The organism is Gordonia rhizosphera NBRC 16068, assembly GCF_000298195.1.
GTDB lineage: Bacteria > Actinomycetota > Actinomycetes > Mycobacteriales > Mycobacteriaceae > Gordonia > Gordonia rhizosphera.
In genome coordinates this window covers 118,550-133,437 of record NZ_BAHC01000046.1, presented here as the reverse complement: position 1 = coordinate 133,437, position 14,888 = coordinate 118,550, and the positions used below count along the sequence as shown (strand labels likewise).

Below are 14,888 nucleotides of genomic sequence, written 5' to 3'. Positions count from 1 at the left end.
TCTGGGTCACCCCGCGATCGTGGGAGAACTGGGTGACGCACTACGAGAGCAAGGGGTACCGGGTGATCACACCGGCCTATCCCGGCTTCGACATCGAGGTCGAGGCGCTGCGCGAGAACCCGGACGTCATCGCGAATCTCACGGTGCCGCAGACGGTCGATCACGTCGCGAGCGTCGTCGAGTCCGTCCCGACCGCTCCGATCATCATGGGTCACTCGTTCGGCGGCATCCTGACCCAGCTGCTCGTCGCTAGCGGTCTCGGTGCCGCCGCCGTGGTGATCGACTCCGCACCCACCGAGGGGGTGCGTACGCAGCCGCCGTCACAGATCAAGTCGCTACTGCCGATCCTGAGTCGCTTCTCGAACCGTCACAAGGCCGCCGGATTCACTCCGAAGCAGTGGCACTACGCCTTCACCAACACGCTCGATGAGGCCGAGTCGCAGACCGTGTACGACCGATACGCCATCGCGGCGCCGGGCTCGTGGGTCTTCAAGTACGGGGTGTTCGCGAATCTCACTCCCGGACACCAGGAGACCTGGGTCGACTATGCGCGCGACGACCGTGCACCACTGCTTTTCATCGCCGGTGGGGCCGACCACATCATGCCCCCCGCGGTGAACAAGTCGAACGCCCGTAAGTACCGGAAGTCGAAGGCGATCACCGACTATCACGAGTTCCCCGGACGCTCCCACTGGACCTGCGGCGAGCCGGGCTGGGAGGCCGTCGCCGATCATGCACTCGACTGGGCGGTTGCGCAGACGTCGCCGCGTGAACCCAAAGCGGTTCCGCAGACGCCGTAGCACTCGACGTCACGGGAGCACACTGCGTTCCGCGGAACGTTTCATGCGGCGATCGGCTCGGCCTCCTGGGCGTCTGCCTCTGCCGACTGGCGGGCTTTGAGTTGCCAGATCGCGTACAGCACCTCGGTGGTGTAGCCCAGGTCCAGGCGCCCGCCGCCGACGGGCATGGTCGCGTCCTCGGCGATGGCGGGGTCGGGGGTCCAGCCGTCCGTCGCCGATGTTGGCGGTGCGGTCTCGATGAGGGTTCCGCTGGGGCGGTGGAAACTGAACCGCTGCTTCCCCAACGCTTTGATGCCGAACTCGCCGCGATGCAGGGCCCGATGATGGGTTCCGCACAACATGATCAGATTGTCCGGATCGGTCGGCCCGTCCTGCGACCAAAATCGCACGTGATGAACATGCAGGTGGCGGGTGCGTCCACACCCCGGATGCGCGCACCCGCGATCGCGCTGGAAGATGGCCCGCACCAGGGATGCGGTCGGGGTGCGGCGTTTGTGCCCCCACTTGAGTACCGCGCCGCGACTGGTGGTGCGTACCTTGCGTACCGCCGCCCCGCAGCGGGCTTCGTCGACCTCGACGTCGGCGAGCGCGGGCCCGTCGTCGAGGTGCGGGTCGGGGCTGAGTAGACCTTGCGCCGGTGCGGCGGTGTCGTCGATATCGGGATCGTCGGTATCGGTCTCGGTAGTTTCGTCGGTGTCGGTGTCGGTGTCGGTGTCGGTGTCGGTGTCGGTGTCGGTGTCGGTGTCGGCGTTGTCGTCGGCGTGGGTGTGGATCAGGATCTCCGCACCCGGCGCGATCTGCGGGATGTCGACCGCTGTGTGCAGGGTGTCGGCCATTGCGATGACCGCGGGCGCGATGTCGGCGGGGACGTGACGCCACAGGTCGCGCTGCCATGTGTCCATCTCCGGCCCCTCTTCGGGCAGTGCCGCCACCGCCGCGTCCGGGTCGGTGGGTGGGTCGAACACCTCGGCGGGTAGATCGTCGTCGCCGGCGGTGCGGGTGCGGTCGTACTCCGCGCGTACCGCACCGGCTAGAAACCGTGCCCCGTCCAGCGCGGACAGCCGCAGGTTGACCGACAGGCTGCCGTCGAGGTTCCAGCGCCACCGCCCCGACGATTCGATGTAGCCCTGCTCGTGTTCGGTGGTGTTGCGGTCGACCTGGCGCATCGCCCGCACCAGCCGCTCCACCTGCGCGGCGGTCGCCGACGCCGCCACGTTCAGAAGTTGTTGTTCACGGTCGGGGGTGGCGACCCGGGTCAGCGCGCGTACCTTCGAATACGTCAGGCGGCCGGCGGCGAACGCTCCGTGCAGCAGCGGCAGGTCGGTCAGCGCGTGGGCGACGCGTAGGTGTTCCTGGGCGGTGCGCGGGGACAGTCCGGCCTGCCAGGACAGCCAGTGCGCGCACGACAACACCCCGTCGCCGCTCCAGGCGTGGCGGGTGTCGAGTTCGACGAGCAGGTCCAGCCAGCGTGCGGTTAGCGCCGCGAGCTGACCGGAATGCCCCAGCACCCGGTCGCGCAGCACATCGTCGGTCAGGTCGGCGATCGGGGTGTCGTCGAACATGTTCGGCGGCAACGGTTCCGACGGCGTGTCGGGTGATGCTTCGGGTGCTGTGTCGTCGGGTGAGTCGTCGGGATGTAGTGGTGTGACGGTCATCAGATTCCCCCAGGGTTGTGAAAGCTCAACCGGCCATCCATAGGATATCGGCAGGGTACGACAATCTGGCGACGCGTGGAATATTCACCCCCACAAGGTGTTCGGCCCCCGGCGAGCGTTCCGCGGAACGCCGTCGCTCACTCCCTGAAGGGCCGACGCATCACGCACAACGTTCCGCGGAGCGTTCTACCCGATAGCGTTCCGTGGAACGTTGGTACCAGACTGCGTTCCGCGGAACGTTGCCACGACTCTGTGTGTCGCGGAGCGCGCGCACCGCACTGCGTTCCGCGGAACGTTTCTGCCCGGATGAGTCCTGCGGGGTGCTTCGCCGCCGAGCGTTCGGCGGAACGCGCGCCGATCATCATCGACGCGTCGGTGCGCGTCTCGCGGAGCGTTCAACTGCACATCCGTTCCGCGGAACGTTTCTGCCGCTCCGACGACCATCCCGCGGGGTGCTCCCAAGGCCCCAGCGCTCAAGCCCCCGGCTCAGTACACCGACCACTCGCCCTGCGCATAGCGGAGGATGCGCGGATCCATCAGCGTCGATGGCGGTAGATCCAGGCGCGGGCGGTCCGCCGGAAACACTGCGGCGGCGGCGAGTTCGCCCGCGGTGAGAAACCGCAGCGGTCCCGGTGCGTCGAGCCACAACCGCTGCTCGGTGCGGCCCGCGAGCAGGTACCCCCAGTCACCGAAGGACGGGACGTCGACGTGGTACGGGGTTGTCGCGAGGCCGGCGTCGCGCAGCGTGGCGTCGATGCACCAGAACGAGTTCGGCGCGAAATACGGGGAACCGGCTTGCACCACGACGCGACCGCCGTCGGCGAGATGCGCACGCACCAACGAGTAGAACTCAGTCGAGTACAGCTTCGCCGTGGCCGACTCGTCGGGGTCCGGCATGTCGACGACGATGACGTCGAACAGGTCGCGATCGCTGCGCAGCCACGTGAATGCGTCGGCGGTGATCACCGTGGCGCGCGGATCGTTCATGGAGTTCCGGTTGAGGGCCAGCAGTCGCTCGTCGTGGCGGGCCAGCCGCACCATCTCCGGATCGAGTTCGACCAGCGTCGCGGTCGCGTCCCGGTATCCCAGCACTTCGCGCAGAGCCAGTCCGTCGCCGCCCCCGAGGATCAGCACCCGCGCGTGCGGGCCGGCCATCGCCGGGTGCACCAGACTCTCGTGGTACCGGTACTCGTCGATCGATGAGAATTGCAGGTCCCCGTTGAGATAGAGCCGCGTGTCCGGGCCGAGCGGGGTACGACGCTCGGTGATCACGATGTCCTGATACGGCGTGCGTTCGGCGGCCACGATCGGGTCGCGGAACATGGCCTGTCGTGCCGTCACCTCGAACCGACCGGCCAGCATCAGCGCCGCGACCAGCGTGCCGACGACGGCGATGGACGCGATCCCGAGTACCACCCGGCGGACCCCACGCAGGTCGCGCCGAAACACCACGAACACCAGGAAGCAGCCGGCAGCGGCGTTGACCAACCCGACGAGCAGGGTGCCCTGCAGCTGGCCGAACAGGGGGAGTAGGAGGAACGGGAAGCACAGCCCGCCGATCAGCGCGCCGATGTAGTCGACGGCGAACATGTCCGCGACCGCGCTACCGGCGTCCTGACGTCGAATGCGTTGCAGCAGCACCATCAGCAACGGGATCTCGGCGCCGATCAGCAGCCCGAGCACGAAGGCGACCACCACGAGTGCCGGCGTATAGAGCGACAGGTAGGCGAAGGCGGCGTAGAGCGTCAGCACCGACAGGCCGCCCAGCAGTGCGAGGGTGAGCTCGATGATGGCGAAGGCGACGATCGCCTGGGCCTGTAGCGGTTTGGCGGCCAGCGACCCGACCCCCATGGCGAACACCATCACCGCGAGCACGATCGAGGCCTGGGTGGCGGTGTTGCCGATGAGGAACGAGCCCAGCGAGACCAGCGCGAGTTCGTAGACCAGGCCGCAGGCGGCGCAGACGAAGACAACCGCGAGTAACCCTGCGCGAGCCCATCTCCCGTGGTTCCCACCGACCGGAGACACGTCCGCCACATCCGTTGCGGACGCGGTGGATGTCTCGGTTGGTGTCATCGGAGCTCGTCAGGGTCGGAGAGTCAGAGGATCGACACCGAGACGATGAGCGCGATGCCGATATGGGTGATGCCGTGCACCCATACCGCGGGATGGCTGGTCGGCTCGATGACGATTTCACCGAGTTTGCCCGGGGTGAACAGGTCGATGATGAAGAAGGTGACCGTCATGACCGTGATCCCGATGAACGTGTAGACGACCGTGTAGGTGAGCCCTTCCAGTAGCCGGCCCTCGCTCGCGACGATGGACGCGGCGACGATGATCGCGACGGCGAAGATGTTGGAGCCGACCAGGATGCCCGCGTTGCGGTTTCGGTCGGCCCAGAGCTGATGGCGGAGATTACCCGGGGTGAGTGCGTCGATGACGGCGAATGCCAGCAGCATCAGGACCATTCCGGTGAGGCCGTAGGCGCCGGCCGCGTAGGCGTTCTCGATCAGTCGGGTGAGCACGGTGTCCTCGTTTCGGGGGTTCGTGGGCGTCAGCTGGTCGGATGAGTTGATGAGGTCATTTGCCGCCACCTCCGGATCCGCCGCCGCGGTAGCTGCTTCCCGAACCGCCGTAACTCGGTGTGGGGACCCAGAACCCGCCGACGTACGGGCGATAGTGGCGGTAGCCCGACTCGTAGTCGCGGCTCAGCATGACCTGGGTCGTGGCGGCCGTCAACGGGAACAGCCCGACCAGGTAGTCGGGATACTGCAGGAACTGGGTGCCCGCGGCGTTCTGCGGATTCGAGGTGTCACCGCTGCGCTGATCGGTCGGACGCTGCACGTCGCTCAATTCGGCCGCCACCGTCGTCGGCGTCCCCTGGGCGACATAGGCGTCGACGTCACCGTCGTCGAGTGACGGGTCCCGCTGGTAATGCGAGGTGATGTAGTTGCGGGCGTTGGCGTTGTCGCCGGTCATACCTCGGATGGCCGTCACCGAGCACGATCCGACGATCGCGAGTAGGGCGATCACCACGATCACACCGATGATGATGTTGCGGGTGCGGCGCAGCCCGCGTCGGGGGTCCTCGTCGGGGCCGAACCCGGCGGGCGGGCCGTAGCCGCCGGGTGGAGGAGGGGGTGGTGGGGGATAGCTCATCGGGCGGGCGTCCCCCGTAGCTCTCCGGTCGTCGTCACCAGCTCCCCGCACTGGGGATAGGTGTGCCAGGTCTGCCAGGTGATCGTGTCGTCGTCGGCAGAGGCGATGACCGCGGTGACGGCGAGAGGTCGGCCAGGAAAGCGGCCGAGCAGCGCGGGCAACCCCGCGGCCCGGTGGTCGCAGGTGCGGCGGACGAGACCGGCGACGACGCTCTCCAGCCGCGCGAGATCGCACCGGTCGACCCGCGATGAGAACGCATAGACACCGTCGGCGACGGTGCCGGGCAGCGGGGTGCCGACGTCGGGCAGACATGCGACGGTTTCGCACAGTCGCCGGTGACCGTCGTCGACGATGACCTGGTGGCTGGCACCGAGCAGGCGCAGCGAGATCGTGCGCGGTCCGAAACGGTGGTCGCAGCGGGCGAGTGGTTCGCGCACGTCGGCGGTCAGAGAGAACGAGAGCTGTTGTGCGCTGGTGTCCGCGAAGGGCACGTCGAGGGAGGTGTGGACGCTCGTCGTGCTGGAAGCGCTCACGGGCCCGGTGCGGGGTTGGCGGGATAGATGCGGTATTCGCTGCGAGCGACGACCTCGCCGCGGGCGCATTCCCAACCCGAGCCGAAGTCCTCGAAGGACAGTCGTTGGTCCCCGGCCTCGTAATCGTGGTAGCGCATCGAGCCCCGTGGGGCCAGGCCTGTGGTGCCCGCGGATTCGAATTCGGCCGAGCCCGATTCGTCGGAGATGTAGCGCCGCCCGTCGAGGTCGACGGTAGCCGGACCGGGGCTCAGCGTCACCCCGGACAGCTCCTGCCACGCGACGACCTCGAGGTCGGGATCGTCCTCGACCGAGAGCCACAGCTTGCTGCCGGAGCCGGTGTCCAGGAAGTTCTCGGTCCAGACAAAGCCGCTCTGGGACAGCCGCAGGGTTCCGCGTACCGCGTAGGTCTGGCCGCGGAGCTCGACGAGGTCGCCCGGTTTCAGGTGCCGCGGATCACCCCGGACCGCGTCGTCGTCGGCGGTGGAGAAGGGATCGGCCGGTCCGTAGGCCCGCTGATGCAGTGCCTCGGCCTGCGCCTGGCGCATGCGGCGGTTGCCGAGGAAGTTGAACACGACGACGACCGCGATGATCAGCAGCAGCGCCACGATGATGATCAGCAGGATCTCCACCGCCCGACCCTAACGCCCGGGAGCGATCCGTACATACCGGACTTGGGTCGTAGCAGATGGCCGAGACGCATGACGGCCACCCGCCGGGGTGGCAGGTGGCCGTCATGGGTGTCGAGCGGTTGGATCAGCTCCGAGAAATCCGCTGGTTCAGCTCTCGGAGATCTCGATGGTGCGGGCCTTGGCCGGGGATGCCTTGGCGAGCTCGAGACGGAGTACTCCGTCGGCGAGTCCGGCGTCGACCTTGTCGGCGTTCACCTCACCGGGCAGCGACACCCGATAGTCGAACTTGCCGGTGCGGCGGGTCTGATGGCGGACCTCACCCTTGCGTTCGACCTCGGTCGTCTCACCGTGGACGTGCACGATGCCACCGTCGAGTTCGACGTGGACGTCCTCACGCTTGATGCCGGGGAGTTCGGCCTCGAGGATGTAGGTGTCGTCGGTTTCCTCGATCGTCACCGCGGGCGTCCAGCCCCCGGCACGGGCCGGTTCGAATCCGCCGAAGGCGGCGTCCACGAGCTCGTTGAAACGGGAACCGAAGTCGGCGAGGTCACGTGCCCGGGTGTCGTCGAAGACGCGGAACGGGCTCCAGAAAGCTATGTCGGATGGGCGGCGGGCGGGAAGTGCCATTGTTCTCAACCTCCTTGTCGAGATGACGATTCTTGCACTGGGTTGAGCGCACGCCACTCAACTTTTATTCCGCTCCGGGGCCGCGGGGGCAGGGTGGGCCGACTTTCCTTGCACTCGTCGGGGTCGAGTGCTAAAAACGACTTTGGCACTCGCGAGCTGCGAGTGCCAGGTCGGGACGGTGAGATCGGTACCGAATGACACAACCGGTCGTCCGTCGCGGGCACCGAGTCCGGCCACAAGTACTTAGTGTCACCCCCAAATCGGAGGATCACTTAATGGCCAAGCAAATCGCGTTCGACGAAGAGGCCCGTCGCGGCCTCGAGCGGGGCCTCAACAGCCTCGCCGACGCAGTCAAGGTGACGTTGGGCCCCAAGGGCCGCAACGTCGTGCTGGAGAAGAAGTGGGGCGCCCCCACGATCACCAACGACGGTGTGTCCATCGCCAAGGAGATCGAGCTCGAGGATCCCTACGAGAAGATCGGCGCAGAGCTGGTCAAGGAAGTCGCCAAGAAGACCGACGACGTCGCCGGCGACGGCACCACCACCGCCACTGTTCTCGCCCAGGCTCTCGTCCGTGAGGGCCTGCGCAACGTCGCTGCCGGCGCGAACCCGCTGGGTCTGAAGCGCGGCATCGAGAAGGCCGTCGAGGCCGTCACCGAGTCCCTCCTCAAGAGCGCCAAGGAGGTCGAGACCAAGGAGCAGATCGCTGCCACCGCGGGCATCTCGGCCGGCGACGCGTCCATCGGCGAGCTCATCGCCGAGGCCATGGACAAGGTCGGCAAGGAAGGCGTCATCACGGTCGAGGAGTCCAACACCTTCGGCCTGCAGCTCGAGCTCACCGAGGGTATGCGCTTCGACAAGGGCTACATCTCGGGTTACTTCGTGACCGACGCCGATCGTCAGGAAGCCGTCCTCGAGGACCCCTACATCCTGCTCGTGTCGGGCAAGGTCTCGACCGTCAAGGACCTGCTGCCGCTGCTGGAGAAGGTCATCCAGGCCGGCAAGCCGCTGCTGATCATCGCCGAGGACGTCGAGGGCGAAGCTCTCTCGACCCTGGTCGTCAACAAGATCCGCGGCACCTTCAAGTCCGTCGCCGTCAAGGCTCCGGGCTTCGGTGACCGCCGCAAGGCCATGCTGGCCGACATCGCCATCCTCACCGGTGGCGAGGTCATCAGCGAAGAGGTCGGCCTGTCCCTCGAAGGCGCCGGCGTCGAGCTGCTCGGCACCGCCCGCAAGATCGTCGTGACCAAGGACGAGACCACCATCGTCGACGGCGCCGGCGATGCCGACGCGATCGCCGGCCGTGTGGCCCAGATCCGCAGCGAGATCGAGAACAGCGACTCGGACTACGACCGTGAGAAGCTGCAGGAGCGTCTGGCCAAGCTGGCCGGCGGTGTTGCGGTCATCAAGGCGGGCGCGGCCACCGAGGTCGAGCTCAAGGAGCGCAAGCACCGCATCGAGGACGCCGTCCGCAACGCGAAGGCTGCCGTCGAGGAGGGCATCGTCGCCGGTGGTGGCGTGGCCCTGCTGCAGTCCGAGGCTGCCATCGACGGTCTGTCGCTCGACGGTGACGAGGCGACCGGTGCCAACATCGTCAAGGTTGCGCTGTCGGCTCCGGCCAAGCAGATCGCGATCAACGCCGGCCTCGAGCCGGGTGTCGTCGCCGACAAGATCGCGAACTCGCCGAAGGGTACCGGCCTCAACGCCGCCACCGGTGTGTACGAGGATCTGCTCGCCGCCGGCATCAACGACCCGGTGAAGGTCACCCGCTCGGCGCTGCAGAACGCTGCGTCGATCGCGGCCCTGTTCCTCACCACCGAGGCCGTCGTCGCCGACAAGCCGGAGAAGAACCCGGCCCCGGCCATGCCGGGTGGCGACGAGATGGGCGGAATGGGATTCTGATCTCGTCTCCGACGAGGATGGGCTTCTGATCCCACCCGCTGGTTGAGGTGCGAGGTACGAGCCTCGAAACCTCCAACGCATCAGACCGAAGGCCGGTCACTCCTCCATGGGGTGGCCGGCCTTCGGCGTTCCGCGGAACGCCGAACGCCGACCGAACGGCGAAGAAGCGATCAGCTGCCGTTGCGCATCAGGGCGCGTACCGCCCGCCAGCTCAGCACCGACAGCACCGAGCAGGCCGACAGCACACTGAACGCCGATGCGAACGAACCGATCGAGCCTATGGAGAATGCCGATCCGGTCGAGCCGATCGACGCGAAAGAACCCACCGATCCGATGCTCAACGTCGAGTTGTACGACCACAGACTCAGTGCCGATCCGGTCGAGCCGATCGATCGGTACGAGCCGCGATCGTCGCAGGACGAATTGTTGGAGGACGACTTGTCGCAGGATGCCGATCGTCGCATGGGTCCCCGATCCACGATGAATACGCAGGAACAACGCGTGGCCCAGTGTACGGGCGCAAGGGTGTCGACATCCGGGTTTCGGGGGTCTGGCCGGGCGGCGTCCGGATGGGATTCCGGGCCGGCGAACCGCTAATCTCCACCCATGACGCTGCCGCCGGACGGCCCGCATGTGGTCATGGCGCAGCCATCTGGCACGGGCGCGGATGGGTTCGGCGTGGTCAGCGTGGTAACGGTGGTTCTACTGGTCGTCTATGCCGCCGTCGCGATTACGGTGGCGCGATATCCGCTCCGGTTTCCCGGCGTCGCTGCGAGGGTGAGCGATGCTGACGCGACGCAGCGGTTGGGCGGGTGGGCGGAGAGCCGTGTCCGGGCCAGTAGATGGGGAGCGAGCCACCCGTTCCGGATCGACGGTGCTGCGCTCGCCGCGTTGCTGGCCGGTCTGGCGGTGATCGGAGCACTGGGCCTCGGCTTTGCCGAGATCCTGGATAACGTGCTCGACGGGGAGGGTGTCGTCGGGATCGACGTTCCCGCCTCGCGCTGGCTGGCGGCGCACCGTGACGCATGGCTCACGTCGACGTTGCGGGTGATCACCGACTTGGGCAGTCCCGTCACGCTGGCAGTGCTGGCGCTGGTGATCTGCGGGGTCGTCGCGCTGCGCGGCCGGTCGTGGTTGCCCATGTTGCTCGGTGTGGTCGGGGTCGGTGGGATCGGGGTCATGGTGCTCACCATCAAGGCGCTCGTCGGTCGGCCCCGTCCCCTGCCGCCGTTCGCGGTCATCGACGTCGGCGGCTTCTCCTTTCCTTCCGGACACGCCACTGGCGCTGCTGCAGGGGCCGTGCTGTGCGCCTGGATGATGGCCCACTGGGTGATCAGGTCATGGCGTTGGCGCGTGGCGGCCTGGGCTACGGCGATCGCATTTGTCGGCGCGGTCGGATTCTCCCGGGTCTATCTCGGGGTGCACTACGTGAGCGATGTGATGGCCGGCTGGTTGCTCGGCGGTGCCTGGGCGGTGGCAACCATCGTGGTCGGCTCCTGGTGGATGGCCGTCCGGCAGGCGACTGGTACGACGTCTGACACCATGGACCCATGACCGACCCGACCGTCGAACGTCTCGAATTCACCGCGGTGGCCAATCTCCGGGACCTCGGCGGATGGGCAACCACCGACGGCCGGCGGGTGACTCGCGGGCGGCTCTTCCGCTCGGCCGCGCTCGACCGGGCCTCCGACGCCGATCGCGGCACCCTGGTCGGGCTCGGCCTCCGGTCGATCTACGACCTCCGGTCGATCGCGGAGACGCAGGCTGCGCCCGACCCCGTGCTCGCCGGCGTCGTCGGTATCCACCTCGACGTCGTCGCCGATGCCCAATCCATCAGTGCGCCGGCAAATCTCGACAAGGTGCTCAGTGATCCGGAGACCGTCGCGCTCGCGTCGGAGAAACTCGCCGACGGCAGCGGAGTGGCTCGGATGGTCGAGTCCTATCGCGAGCTCGTCAATCTGCCCAGCGCACTCGCCTCGTACCGGGCGTTGTTCATCGGGCTGCTCGACGATGACGCCGCTCTCTTCCACTGCACCGCCGGCAAGGACCGAACCGGCTGGGCTGCAGCATCATTGCTCACGCTGTTGGGTGTGGAGCGCGACGACGTCTACCGCGACTACCTGCTGACGAACGAACAGTTCCTGCCCGCGATAGCGCATATTTTCGACGGCTTCGCCGCGGCCGGTGGAGACCCGGAACTGCTCAGACCGCTCCTCGGCGTGCGCGCTGACTACCTCGATGCCGCGTTCGCCGAAGTGGAGCAGCTGTTCGGTACCGTCGAGCGCTACTTCGCCGAGGGGCTCGGCATCGACGACGACGCGCAGGCCGAACTCCGGGAGCGCTATCTCGTGTAGCGCTGTCGCCGGTGGCGAGGTTCAGCGGGCTCAGCGGAACACGATGCACGTCGTCGAACCGTGCGCGACGAGCTTGCCATCTGCGGAGTAGACCTTGCCCTCGGCCGTGGCGGTGCGCCCGCCCACGTGGATGACCGTGCCGACCCCGGTGATCTCTTCGGCGTCCACGGCGACCGTACGGATGTAGTTGACCTTGAGCTCGAGCGTCGTGTATCCGACCCCGGCGGGGAGCGTGGTGTGGATCGCGCAGCCCATCACCGAGTCGAGCAGGGTGGCGCAGATGCCACCGTGGACGGTGCCGAGCGGATTGGCGAAGTCTGGCTGCGGGGTCACCGTGAAGGTCACGCTGCCCTCGTCGATCTGCTTCGGGCTCATGCCGATCAGGCGTCCGATGCTGGGCCGCGCCCCTCGGTCGGCGTCGTTCATCCAGGCGCGCATGAGCTCGAGGCCCGACATTGACAGCGGGTCGACGTGCCCGTCGACGGTGCGGGATTCGGTGGAGATCTGTGGCGAGGTGGTCATGATTATGTATGGTTGCATAGAAGCGGCGGATTATGAAGGTCTGCATAGCATGCGATGTGCGCGACGTCGGTCACAGCGGTGGCGGGCGCGCGGGCAACTGCGGCCGAGGGAGGCGCGATGACATCGGGGTCCGTGACATCCGGCGAGATGGGTACCGGAGGTCCCCGCGAACGCATGGTCGTGCACGCGGCCGACCTGATCGGTCGCGACGGAGTCGCGGCGACCTCGATCGGCGACGTGATCGCGGCGAGTTCCGCCCCGCGCGGGTCGATCTATCACCACTTCCCCGGAGGCAAGACCCAGCTGATGACCGAGGCCGTCGGCTACGCGGGGGACTTCATTTCCAACCGCATAACCCGGGAGGGATCGGCCACCCCGGCAGAGGCGGTCATCGAGATCGGCAACGTCTGGCGGCGGATGCTGGTCAACACCGACTTCGAGTTCGGCTGCCCGGTGCTCGCCGGCGGACTCGCTCGACGATCCGAACCCGAGGTCGCCGACGCGGCGGCGGAGATCCTCGTGCGGTGGACCCGGCAGATCTCGGCGCGGCTGGTCCACGAAGGGGTGGAACCGGACCGCGCCGACACCCTGGCCGACCTCATCATCGCCGCCATCGAAGGCGCCGTCGGGCTGTGTCAGACCCGGCGCAGCGTTGATCCGCTGGACCGGGTGATCGACGAACTGGCCCGGATCTGCGCGACCGCGGCTCCCTAGCCGATAGCTTCGCCGGTGTGGCGTCGCGCGCAGCAGTTACCCGCTGTGGCGCGAATCGCGTAGCTTCTTCCCAAGCAGGGCGCGTCGGCGGGGCGGTGTCGGCGCTGCGGCACAGGGGGATGCGGCATGGCACCGGTATATCGACAAATCTTGGGATCGGACTTCGATCGGCTGCATCCCAACGTCGCATGGCGCTACTCCATCGACTCGACCTCGGGGGTCGCGCAGATCGCGGCCGGCATCTACGAGTCGGTCTACGTAACCCCGGCGCTGCCTCCGCCGTTCTTCTGGCACTTCGCCAAACGCAACGCTTTGCCGTCCAAGACAAGTCGGATGGTTCCGTTCACCCAGCGCCACTTCTGCTATCGCGACGAACTCGGCCGTGAATGCCTCGCCGTGTTGCGGGCCTTTCGGTACACCACCGGGACCCGCAACCTGAACTCGCTGCTGGTGGCCGGCCGGTCCGGTCTCGTCGACTATTTCGGCGACGGTCCGGAGCTGCTCTATCCCATCGAACCGTCGGTCACGCCGTCGGGCGAGCTGCTGCTCGAGAGCGGTCCCATGCGCTGGCTGGGCAAGGGGCCGAAGCTCGGGATGCGCGGCATGTTCTCCGCGCAGCTGAAGTACATCGAGGGGTGGGACGATGCCCGGCAGCGGTTCCGCTGTGACGCCACCGTCCGAAACCCGGTGATCGGCGAGATCCTGCATTTCCGGGGCTGGTTCACCGCCACCGACCAGGCCTGCACACTGCCCGACATCCCCGACGAGGCCTGGCCTCTCGACCTCGTCGACCGGGAGGCGTGACCGGGAGGCGTGGCCGGGAGGCGTGGCCGGGAGGCGTGGCCGATCGTACGGCCTACAGGTTGCGTGCCGCGGTCGCCGGCCCGCACGGTAGGTTCATCGTATGGCTGTTTCCGCGAAAACCGAGTTCGATGTCGCCGCGCCTCCGTCGGTCGTCATGGAGGTGCTGATGGATGTGGAAGCACTCCCGGATTGGTCGGGTCCGCACCGAGAGGCCCAGATCCTGACCGAACACGCCGACGGCACCCCGGAGCAGGTGCGCATCGTCGTGCACGAGGGGCCTATCTCGGACGAGCAGACGCTGTCCTACACCTGGACCGAGAACACCTGCACCTGGACGCTGGTCGAGGCGCACCACCTCAAGGAGCAGAACGGCCTCTACGTCGTGACGGAGACCGAGACCGGGTCGCGCGTGGAGTTCACCCTCGAGATCGATCTCAAGATCAAGTTGCCCGGTCTGCTCGTCAAACGTGCGCAGAAGATCGCCGTCGACACCGCCAAGAAGGGCTTGACCGCCGAGTCGGAGCGCCGCGCGGCGGGCTGACGCCCGAGGTTGACCGCCCCGCGATGACGCACCGGCCGCCGCATCTGTACGCTGAACCGGAGCGTGTGCGGCAGGTTTGCGCTCGGTGGCGACCGGGGAGGTCAATTTTTATGCGTATCAACAGTTTTGGGCCTCGGGCAACTGCGTTCGTGATCGGGGGTTCGGCGGTGGCGACGATGTTCGCACTCGGTACCGGTGAGGCGGGTGCGGTGACCTGTTCGGCCGCCAACGGACAACAGATCGAGCACGTCATCGGGAAGGGTGGCTGCGGCGCCAAGGCCGGTGCGGGCAGCAGGGCCTTCGCCGAGGACACGAGCGGCCACGGCACCGCCGTCGCGGTCGCCGATCAGGGCGGCAACTCCACCGCACGCAACCTGCAGCCGGGGTCGACTGCACTCGCGGGCGCCAACTCGGGCGGGACCGCCTACTCGGTGACCACCGGCCCGAGCGCGTTCTCGGTCGCACAGGCCCGCGAGGGCGGCACCACGATCGCGATCGGTGGGTGGGGCGGCGACGCCGTCGCCGGGCCGTTCGGGATCTCGTGCCAGGGTGGATTCGCGACCGCGTTCGACAGCAACACCGGTCGGGCGTGCCTGCGGTCCGGGATCATCGACCTGCACAACTGAGTCCGGCTCGGCGCCTGGTTCAC

At 67.5% G+C, this 14,888-nt stretch carries 17 protein-coding genes; 8 read left to right on the top strand and 9 right to left on the bottom strand.

What is annotated here, in order from left to right; translation table 11 throughout:
- The coding region (locus GORHZ_RS04550; protein WP_006330777.1) for an alpha/beta fold hydrolase at nt 1-800 on the top strand (800 nt) is incomplete at its 5' end.
- 41 nt (nt 801-841) lie between these two features.
- Here GORHZ_RS04550 and GORHZ_RS31520 read toward each other — a convergent pair.
- The 7 genes from GORHZ_RS31520 to GORHZ_RS04515 form a co-directional block, all read right to left on the bottom strand.
- Complete coding sequence (locus tag GORHZ_RS31520; RefSeq protein ID WP_006330776.1) at nt 842-2,362, bottom strand: HNH endonuclease; 1,521 nt, start codon at nt 2,360-2,362, stop codon at nt 842-844.
- Nucleotides 2,363-2,941: 579 nt separating this feature from the next.
- Complete coding sequence (locus tag GORHZ_RS04540) at nt 2,942-4,531, bottom strand: polyamine aminopropyltransferase (protein WP_040530154.1); 1,590 nt, start codon at nt 4,529-4,531, stop codon at nt 2,942-2,944.
- A 23-nt stretch (nt 4,532-4,554) separates the two neighbouring features.
- Entirely contained in the window at nt 4,555-4,980 is a 426-nt protein-coding gene (locus GORHZ_RS04535) for a DUF350 domain-containing protein (protein WP_006330774.1), read from the bottom strand.
- Nucleotides 4,981-5,035: 55 nt separating this feature from the next.
- Nucleotides 5,036-5,614 carry a DUF4247 domain-containing protein gene (locus GORHZ_RS04530; protein ID WP_006330773.1) on the bottom strand — a complete coding sequence of 193 codons (579 nt, stop codon included), beginning with the start codon at nt 5,612-5,614 and terminating at the stop codon, nt 5,036-5,038.
- Complete coding sequence (locus GORHZ_RS04525; protein ID WP_006330772.1) at nt 5,611-6,147, bottom strand: DUF2617 family protein; 537 nt, start codon at nt 6,145-6,147, stop codon at nt 5,611-5,613. Before GORHZ_RS04525 ends, GORHZ_RS04530 begins: the two co-directional genes overlap by 4 nt.
- A complete protein-coding gene (locus GORHZ_RS04520) occupies nt 6,144-6,776 on the bottom strand; it encodes a DUF4178 domain-containing protein (RefSeq protein ID WP_006330771.1) in 633 nt (210 codons plus the stop codon). The genes GORHZ_RS04525 and GORHZ_RS04520 overlap by 4 nt, the downstream gene beginning before the upstream one ends.
- A gap of 147 nt (nt 6,777-6,923) precedes the next feature.
- Nucleotides 6,924-7,403: an Hsp20/alpha crystallin family protein gene (locus GORHZ_RS04515; RefSeq protein WP_006330770.1), complete on the bottom strand. Its 480-nt coding sequence runs from the start codon at nt 7,401-7,403 to the stop codon at nt 6,924-6,926.
- A 275-nt stretch (nt 7,404-7,678) separates the two neighbouring features.
- Between GORHZ_RS04515 and groL the strand changes: the two genes are divergently transcribed.
- Nucleotides 7,679-9,304, top strand: coding sequence for a chaperonin GroEL (gene groL, locus GORHZ_RS04510; RefSeq protein ID WP_006330769.1), 1,626 nt, complete (start codon nt 7,679-7,681; stop codon nt 9,302-9,304).
- 170 nt (nt 9,305-9,474) lie between these two features.
- On the opposite strand, the gene GORHZ_RS29865 is transcribed toward groL, so the two are convergent.
- Nucleotides 9,475-9,630, bottom strand: coding sequence for a hypothetical protein (locus tag GORHZ_RS29865; protein ID WP_245551342.1), 156 nt, complete (start codon nt 9,628-9,630; stop codon nt 9,475-9,477).
- 280 nt (nt 9,631-9,910) lie between these two features.
- Between GORHZ_RS29865 and GORHZ_RS04500 the strand changes: the two genes are divergently transcribed.
- Both GORHZ_RS04500 and GORHZ_RS04495 read left to right on the top strand, forming a co-directional pair.
- Nucleotides 9,911-10,858 carry a phosphatase PAP2 family protein gene (locus GORHZ_RS04500; RefSeq protein WP_006330766.1) on the top strand — a complete coding sequence of 316 codons (948 nt, stop codon included), beginning with the start codon at nt 9,911-9,913 and terminating at the stop codon, nt 10,856-10,858.
- A complete protein-coding gene (locus tag GORHZ_RS04495) occupies nt 10,855-11,658 on the top strand; it encodes a tyrosine-protein phosphatase (protein ID WP_006330760.1) in 804 nt (267 codons plus the stop codon). Before GORHZ_RS04500 ends, GORHZ_RS04495 begins: the two co-directional genes overlap by 4 nt.
- Before the next feature lie 30 nt (nt 11,659-11,688).
- Here GORHZ_RS04495 and GORHZ_RS04490 read toward each other — a convergent pair whose 3' ends face one another.
- A complete protein-coding gene (locus tag GORHZ_RS04490; protein WP_040530151.1) occupies nt 11,689-12,198 on the bottom strand; it encodes a PaaI family thioesterase in 510 nt (169 codons plus the stop codon).
- Nucleotides 12,199-12,297: 99 nt separating this feature from the next.
- Here GORHZ_RS04490 and GORHZ_RS04485 point away from each other — a divergent pair, with 99 nt between their 5' ends.
- The 4 genes from GORHZ_RS04485 to GORHZ_RS04470 all read left to right on the top strand — a co-directional run bounded on the left by GORHZ_RS04485 (nt 12,298) and on the right by GORHZ_RS04470 (nt 14,865).
- On the top strand, nt 12,298-12,894 hold the full coding sequence (locus GORHZ_RS04485; RefSeq protein ID WP_006330755.1) for a TetR/AcrR family transcriptional regulator: 597 nt from the start codon (nt 12,298-12,300) through the stop codon (nt 12,892-12,894).
- A 126-nt stretch (nt 12,895-13,020) separates the two neighbouring features.
- The gene (locus GORHZ_RS04480) at nt 13,021-13,698 is read left to right on the top strand and encodes a DUF4166 domain-containing protein (protein ID WP_006330753.1); all 678 of its coding nucleotides are present in this window, start codon (nt 13,021-13,023) and stop codon (nt 13,696-13,698) included.
- Nucleotides 13,699-13,798: 100 nt separating this feature from the next.
- On the top strand, nt 13,799-14,239 hold the full coding sequence (locus GORHZ_RS04475) for an SRPBCC family protein (protein WP_006330751.1): 441 nt from the start codon (nt 13,799-13,801) through the stop codon (nt 14,237-14,239).
- 110 nt (nt 14,240-14,349) lie between these two features.
- Nucleotides 14,350-14,865: a DUF6764 family protein gene (locus GORHZ_RS04470; protein ID WP_006330749.1), complete on the top strand. Its 516-nt coding sequence runs from the start codon at nt 14,350-14,352 to the stop codon at nt 14,863-14,865.
- The last annotated feature ends 23 nt before the right edge of the window (nt 14,866-14,888 follow it).

Excerpts from the sequence above, each read along its gene's own strand:
- GORHZ_RS04540 (WP_040530154.1), bottom strand. The coding sequence starts at position 4,531 with ATGACACCAACCGAGACATCCACCGCGTCCGCAACGGATGTGGCGGAC.
- GORHZ_RS04500 (WP_006330766.1), top strand. The coding sequence starts at position 9,911 with ATGACGCTGCCGCCGGACGGCCCGCATGTGGTCATGGCGCAGCCATCT.
- GORHZ_RS04480 (WP_006330753.1), top strand. The coding sequence starts at position 13,021 with ATGGCACCGGTATATCGACAAATCTTGGGATCGGACTTCGATCGGCTG.
- GORHZ_RS04470 (WP_006330749.1), top strand. The coding sequence starts at position 14,350 with ATGCGTATCAACAGTTTTGGGCCTCGGGCAACTGCGTTCGTGATCGGG.
- GORHZ_RS04515 (WP_006330770.1), bottom strand. The coding sequence starts at position 7,403 with ATGGCACTTCCCGCCCGCCGCCCATCCGACATAGCTTTCTGGAGCCCG.
- GORHZ_RS04530 (WP_006330773.1), bottom strand. The coding sequence starts at position 5,614 with ATGAGCTATCCCCCACCACCCCCTCCTCCACCCGGCGGCTACGGCCCG.
- GORHZ_RS04485 (WP_006330755.1), top strand. The coding sequence starts at position 12,298 with ATGACATCGGGGTCCGTGACATCCGGCGAGATGGGTACCGGAGGTCCC.
- groL (WP_006330769.1), top strand. The coding sequence starts at position 7,679 with ATGGCCAAGCAAATCGCGTTCGACGAAGAGGCCCGTCGCGGCCTCGAG.
- GORHZ_RS04495 (WP_006330760.1), top strand. The coding sequence starts at position 10,855 with ATGACCGACCCGACCGTCGAACGTCTCGAATTCACCGCGGTGGCCAAT.
- GORHZ_RS04490 (WP_040530151.1), bottom strand. The coding sequence starts at position 12,198 with ATGCAACCATACATAATCATGACCACCTCGCCACAGATCTCCACCGAA.
- GORHZ_RS04475 (WP_006330751.1), top strand. The coding sequence starts at position 13,799 with ATGGCTGTTTCCGCGAAAACCGAGTTCGATGTCGCCGCGCCTCCGTCG.
- GORHZ_RS31520 (WP_006330776.1), bottom strand. The coding sequence starts at position 2,362 with ATGTTCGACGACACCCCGATCGCCGACCTGACCGACGATGTGCTGCGC.